Origin of the sequence: Aquidulcibacter paucihalophilus, from assembly GCF_002105465.1 — a bacterium.
Taxonomy (GTDB): domain Bacteria; phylum Pseudomonadota; class Alphaproteobacteria; order Caulobacterales; family Aquidulcibacteraceae; genus Aquidulcibacter; species Aquidulcibacter paucihalophilus.
In genome coordinates, this window is record NZ_NCSQ01000159.1 from 36,702 (window position 1) to 43,091 (window position 6,390).

Annotated in this window: 7 protein-coding genes; 1 reads left to right on the forward strand and 6 read right to left on the reverse strand. The window is 56.6% G+C overall.

Annotated elements, in window-relative coordinates; all coding sequences use genetic code 11:
- A complete protein-coding gene (locus B7364_RS11935; RefSeq protein WP_157893670.1) occupies window positions 1–789 on the forward strand; it encodes a DUF4440 domain-containing protein in 789 nt (262 codons plus the stop codon).
- A gap of 85 nt (window positions 790–874) precedes the next feature.
- Here B7364_RS11935 and atpD read toward each other — a convergent pair whose 3' ends face one another.
- The 6 genes from atpD to B7364_RS18270 all read right to left on the reverse strand — a co-directional run bounded on the left by atpD (window position 875) and on the right by B7364_RS18270 (window position 5,982).
- The gene (gene atpD, locus B7364_RS11940) at window positions 875–2,320 is read right to left on the reverse strand and encodes a F0F1 ATP synthase subunit beta (protein ID WP_085340264.1); all 1,446 of its coding nucleotides are present in this window, start codon (window positions 2,318–2,320) and stop codon (window positions 875–877) included.
- A 40-nt stretch (window positions 2,321–2,360) separates the two neighbouring features.
- Window positions 2,361–2,585, reverse strand: coding sequence for a hypothetical protein (locus B7364_RS11945; protein ID WP_085340265.1), 225 nt, complete (start codon window positions 2,583–2,585; stop codon window positions 2,361–2,363).
- 32 nt (window positions 2,586–2,617) lie between these two features.
- Window positions 2,618–3,499: a F0F1 ATP synthase subunit gamma gene (locus tag B7364_RS11950; protein WP_085340266.1), complete on the reverse strand. Its 882-nt coding sequence runs from the start codon at window positions 3,497–3,499 to the stop codon at window positions 2,618–2,620.
- 24 nt (window positions 3,500–3,523) lie between these two features.
- Window positions 3,524–5,065, reverse strand: a complete 1,542-nt coding sequence (gene atpA, locus B7364_RS11955) for a F0F1 ATP synthase subunit alpha (protein ID WP_085340267.1) — start codon at window positions 5,063–5,065, stop codon at window positions 3,524–3,526.
- 3 nt (window positions 5,066–5,068) lie between these two features.
- Entirely contained in the window at window positions 5,069–5,629 is a 561-nt protein-coding gene (locus B7364_RS11960) for a F0F1 ATP synthase subunit delta (RefSeq protein ID WP_232780893.1), read from the reverse strand.
- 221 nt (window positions 5,630–5,850) lie between these two features.
- Complete coding sequence (locus B7364_RS18270) at window positions 5,851–5,982, reverse strand: hypothetical protein (RefSeq protein WP_269798779.1); 132 nt, start codon at window positions 5,980–5,982, stop codon at window positions 5,851–5,853.
- Window positions 5,983–6,390 lie beyond the last annotated feature (408 nt).

Genomic DNA, 6,390 nt, shown 5'->3' on the forward strand with positions numbered 1-6,390 from the left:
ATGCTCAAAGAACTCATGATTGGACTGGGTGCGTTAGCGGCTTCTGGTGCCGCCATGGCCCAAACCGCGCCAACGGCGGATGCCTTATGCTCGAAAGGCGAAATTGTTACGGTGCGCTTCAATGAGATCAAGCCGACTGGCACCATTGAAGGCTTTACTGCGGCAGCAGTGGCGAACCAGAAATTCTATCGCGACAAAGGCATGAATGGAAATGTCCAATTGGTTGGTCGGGCCATGGTGCGCGATGCCGCGACAGGCACGTGGTCCTTCTCGGATAAACGGGTTTCCACCGCCCATGTGAATCCCCCCGGTGGCCGCGGCGACCCGAATGACCCAGCTTGGAAAGCGTTTGTGGCGCAATATGACGCCAATACGACCGTCACCGCCCAGCAGATGTTCTGCTACACCCCCGCAATCGATGAAACGGCGACCATTACCGCCGAAATCAAAAAGTTTGAGCAAGCCTGGGCCGATAAGGCCGCCGCAGGCGATGCCGCTGGCTTAGGGGCTCTCTTGGATGACAGCTATATCAGCTCTGGCAAAGCCAAGCCGGAGACGAAGGCCGATATTTTGGCCAATACGGCTGACCCGAAAAAGCGCCCGGCTTCGGTCAAGATCAGCGATGTCACGGTCAAGGTTGACGGCTCCTTTGCCTTCGCACAAGGCGTTTGGACCGAAACGGGCAAGGACGGCAAGGTGACGGCTTTGTCCTTCTTTGACGTCTGGAAACAAGACCGCGCCGGCAATTGGAAGGCCATGATGAGCCAAGTTGGGCCCGTGGGCTCCTGATTTAGGACAACCTCCAAAGTCCTAAAACTAAAAGGCCCCGTAGCAGCGCTACGGGGCCTTTCTTTAACGGATGTGTCTCACGCGCTTACGCGGCTTCAGCGGCCATCTTTTGGGCCTTGGCAATCGCTTCATCGATATTGCCGACCATGTAGAAGGCTTGCTCTGGCAAGTGGTCATAGTCACCGTTTACGAGGCCTTTAAAGCCACGGATGGTGTCTTCCAACGACACGAGCTTACCGGGCGAACCGGTGAACACTTCTGCCACGTGGAAGGGCTGCGACAAGAAGCGCTCGACCTTGCGGGCACGCGACACAACCAATTTGTCGTCTTCGGACAATTCGTCCATGCCCAAGATCGCGATGATGTCTTGCAAGGCTTTGTACTGCTGCAGGATTTCTTGGACCTTACGGGCGGTTTGATAGTGGTCTTCACCCACGATGCGTGGCTCGAGGATGCGCGAGGTGGAATCGAGCGGGTCCACAGCTGGGTAGATGCCCTTTTCAGCGATCGAGCGGTTCAAAACCGTCGTTGCATCCAAGTGGGCGAACGAGGCGGCTGGTGCGGGGTCGGTCAAGTCGTCGGCAGGCACGTAAATGGCCTGAACCGAGGTGATGGAGCCTTTAACCGTCGAGGTAATACGCTCTTGCAAGCCACCCATGTCGGTGGCCAAGGTTGGCTGGTAGCCCACGGCCGAAGGAATACGGCCCAGAAGTGCCGACACTTCCGAACCGGCTTGGGTGAATCGGAAGATATTGTCCACGAAGAACAGCACGTCCTTGCCTTCTTCGTCGCGGAAATATTCGCACTGGGCAAGGCCGGTCAAAGCCACACGGGCACGGGCACCTGGAGGCTCGTTCATCTGTCCATAGACCAGGGTACAACGCGAACCTTCCGAAGAACCATTATTCTCCTTTGGATCGACGTTCACTTTGGATTCGATCATTTCGTAATAGAGGTCGTTGCCTTCGCGGGTCCGCTCACCCACACCGGCCAACACCGAATAACCGCCATAGGCCTTGGCGATATTGTTGATCAGCTCTTGGATCAAAACGGTCTTGCCCACGCCGGCACCCCCGAACAGACCGATCTTACCACCCTTGGCGTAAGGGCAGAGCAAGTCCACAACCTTGATGCCGGTGGCCAGAACTTCTGGTGCAGGCTTTTGGTCCACGAAAGCAGGGGCGGCTTGGTGGATCGAGCGCTTGCCTTGAGCCGACACGATGGGGCCAGCTTCGTCGATCGGCTCACCGATCACGTTGATGATGCGGCCCAACGTGGCAGGGCCGACTGGCACCATGATCGGATTGCCGGTGTCGGTGACTTCTTGGCCACGAACCAAGCCTTCGGTGGCGTCCATCGCGATGGTGCGGACGGTCTTTTCACCCAAATGCTGGGCGACTTCCAACACAAGGCGCTTGCCATTGTTGTCGGTTTCCAAGGCGTTGAGGATGCTTGGCAATTCGCCATCAAACTCAACGTCGACAACGGCGCCAATTACTTGGGCGATCTTGCCTTTAACATGGATGCTCATAGTGTCGTGTCCCGTTCTAAAAGTCTCTGTTTTGAGCCGCTTACGCGTTCTCTAAGTCTAACCGTCTTTCGATGCGACCAAGCCGCTCGTCAAACCGGTCCATTCGTTTTCCAAGGCCACCTATCATGCCGAGAAGTTGGCCTTGCGTTTCTTCTAAAGAGGACACACGGGACTTGATGTCTGACATGTCGAGACTGACTGCGTCCATCTTACTTCTGATATGTCTCAGATGTTCAAGGATTAGGCTCTCAACATTATCGGTCATCTCAGATCTCCAGCGACCCCTTATATCATAGTTTACACCGCCTGCGCACCCGCGATAATTTCTGTCAATTCGGTGGTAATCATGGCCTGACGCTTGCGGTTCATTTGCAAGGTCAGTTTCTTGATCAGGTCGCCGGCGTTGCGGGTTGCGTTATCCATGGCCCCCATTTGGGCCCCATAGAAGCCAGCCGCATTTTCCAGCAAAGCGCCCAAAATCTGGCTGTCGAGATAGCGTGGCAGCAAAGCTTCCAAAATCGCTTCCTCGCCCGGCTCATAGCTATAGACGCCGCCGCCCGTATCCGAGGTGGCAACCCCTTCGGGTGCCACAACTGGGATCAATTGCTGGACAGTCGCCACTTGGCTGATGACCGATTTAAAGCGCGAAAACACCAGATGTGCGACGTCAAACTCACCGGCGTCGAACATTTCAACCAATTTATGGCTGACTTGTGCGCTCTGGGCCGAACCCAGGGTGCGAACGCCGGCAAACTCAATATGGCCAACCGACAAAGACGCATAAATGCGCTTTAATTGGTCGCGACCCTTCTTGCCCACGGTCAAGATTTTGACTGTCTTGCCCTGCGCTTGCAGACCGACGATGAGGTCACGGGCCTTTTTGACGATATTGGTGTTGAACCCGCCGCACAGGCCGCGCTCTGAGGTAGCCACCACCACCAGATGGACCTGATCCTTGCCAGAGCCCCGCAACAGCTTGGGAGCCGCGTCAGAGCCCTGTACGGAACTTGCCAGATTGGCCACGGTCCCGGCGACTTTTTCACTATAGGGGCGCGCTGCTTCGGCGGCCTCTTGCGCACGCTTCAGCTTTGCCGCCGCCACCATCTGCATGGCTTTGGTGATCTTCTGCGTCGACTTCACCGAAGCGATGCGCGTGCGAAAGTCCTTTAAGCTGGCCATGGATTGCTTCCTTCAGCCCCGCTCTTAAGCAAACGTCTTGGCGAAATCATCAAGCGCTTCTTTGATACGCGCTTCGATGTTGTCGGCCTTGATGTCCAGCTTGGTTTTGATCGCGTCAGACAGGTCCTTATACTTGCCGCGCAACGCCGCCTTCAATTCGGCTTCATAGCGCTTGATGTCGCTGACGGCGACATTGTCCAAATAGCCCTTGGTACCTGCATAGATCAGAACAACCTGATCTTCGACGGCCACGGGCGAGAACTGGTCTTGCTTCAGCATTTCAGTCAGGCGCGCACCGCGAGCCAGCAAGCGCTGGGTAGAGGCGTCCAAGTCCGAACCGAACTTCGCAAAGGCGGCCATTTCCCGGTACTGGGCCAATTCACCCTTAATCGGACCGGCCACTTGCTTCATCGCCTTAACTTGAGCCGACGAGCCCACGCGCGACACCGACAGGCCGACGTTCACAGCTGGACGCACGCCTTGATAGAACAAGTCGGTTTCCAAGAAGATTTGGCCGTCGGTGATCGAGATCACATTGGTTGGAATATAGGCCGACACGTCGTTGGCTTGGGTTTCGATGATCGGCAAAGCGGTCAAGGAGCCCGAACCATTGTCTTCGTTCAGCTTTGCAGCGCGCTCAAGCAAGCGCGAGTGCAGATAGAAAACGTCGCCTGGATAAGCTTCGCGACCGGGTGGACGACGCAGCAACAGAGACATCTGGCGATAAGCCACAGCTTGCTTGGACAAATCGTCATAGATCATCAAAGCATGCATGCCGTTGTCGCGGAAATATTCGCCCATGGCGCAAGCCGAAAACGGTGCCAAGAACTGCAGCGGCGCAGGCTCAGACGCGGTTGCGGCCACGATGATCGAATACTTCAAAGCACCCGATTCTTCCAGGGTTTTTACCAATTGGGCAACGGTCGAACGCTTTTGGCCGATCACGACATAGACGCAATACAGCTTCTGGCTTTCAGGTGCATTCGTGTCATGGGCTTCGCGCTGATACAAGATCGCGTCGATGGCGATGGCGGTCTTACCGGTTTGACGGTCGCCAATGATCAATTCGCGTTGGCCGCGACCGATGGGGATCAGCGCGTCGATCGACTTAATCCCGGTCTGCATCGGCTCATGCACCGACTTACGGGGGATAATGCCGGGGGCCTTTACGTCCACCTGCTTGCGCTCGGCTTCGATGTCGACCAGCGGACCCTTGCCATCGATGGGTTCACCCAAGGGGTTCAGCACGCGACCGAGAAGGCCTTTGCCGACAGGAACCGACACGATTTCGCCAAGGCGCTTGACGGTGTCGCCTTCCTTGATGGCGCGGTCTTCGCCGAAGATCACGACGCCGACATTGTCGCGCTCAAGGTTCAAGGCCATGCCTTTGATGCCGCCTGGGAACTCAACCATTTCGCCCGCTTGGACGCTGTCGAGGCCATAGACCCGGGCGATACCGTCACCAACGGACAACACGGTGCCGACGTCAGCAACAGCTGCCTCAGCGCCGAAGTTTTTGATTTGATCCTTCAGGATCGCGGAAATTTCTGCGGCGCGGATGTCCATGCCTCAGGCCCCCTTCATCGCAATTTTGAGTGCGTCGAGTTTAGATTTGACAGAATCGTCGAACAGCCTGGAACCAACCTTGACGACGAGGCCGCCAAGAAGTTCAGGCTTTAGCGTGGTTTCTACATCAACCGGTGCCTTGAAGGCCCGGCCGAGTGCTTCAGTCAGGCTCTTGAGTTGTTCATCACTCAAGGGCTCTGCAGTCGAGACTTCGGCCAAAACAGCGCCACGTGCCTGGGCTGCTAAGCCCAAGAATGCCGCCAGCATGCCGCCCAAGTCCGCCGAACGACGGTTTTGGGCCACAAGGCCGAGAAAGTTTTGCGTGATGGCGTTTGCCTTCATCTTTTTGGCGATGGCACCAAGAGCTGCGGCCTTTTGCTCCACCGGGAACAGCGGGCTGGTCAAGGCAGCGCGCAGGTCCGCGCTGTTCTGCCAAGCGGCCAAGAGCGCCTTCGCGTCTTGCTCCACAGCAGCAACCTTCTTGGATTCAGTCGCCAAGTCGAACAGCGCCGCGCCATAGCGCTGCGCTGCTTCACTGATGGCGCTGCGATTTGATCCACTCAAAGGGTCTACTCACGTGTAAGACACGCCAAAGCTACCAGACTGAGCGAGGGCGTGCACATTAGATTAAAGGAACAAAATCAGGCGATTCGATACCACTGGTCTCGAAGCTGCTTTGTGGTGGGTGGCGTCTAGCATGCGATAGGCGCATTCGCAACATTGGGGAGGCAGGCAGTTGCAGGGGGGTTGGGGCGTCCGAGGCCGAAAATACGATCTGTCAGCGACTAAGGCTTGGCTTGATCCCCGACAACCGATTTCGCTAGGCCGCCACTGACGCCGGCCAAGCGCTCAACCTGTGTCCAAAGAGCTGCACCGCCATTGAATGGTGCGCACGCAAAATGCAACGCATCGGGCATTTTCAAATTTCCCTGCGCGCGTATTTAGGCCGCTTGGCGGAAGATAGATTCATTTAAATCAAGGGTTGCCACGCGTTTGAACAAGGCTTCATAGTCTTGAACGGCAAAGCTAATCCCGCTCGTGAGCGGGGCAAGCAAACACTCGGCCATGACCAGGTGCGAGACCGCAAACTGCGCCTCTGGTTGGCTCGCCAGTGCCTTGATAACATTGCCGTGAAACCGCGACCGCAACCGGTGCATTCCGTGCGGATTGCACCCTACGGCGCGACGCGCATGTCTGTGCCACAAAGTCCCGGTGGGGTCCCCGCTCGAAGCTCACGCTTCGGCGGGGACGACACGGTTTGGAAGATGTTAGATTTTACGCGAGGCGTGTCATCAAGTCAGTTGTGGAATTGAGATTTGTATTGG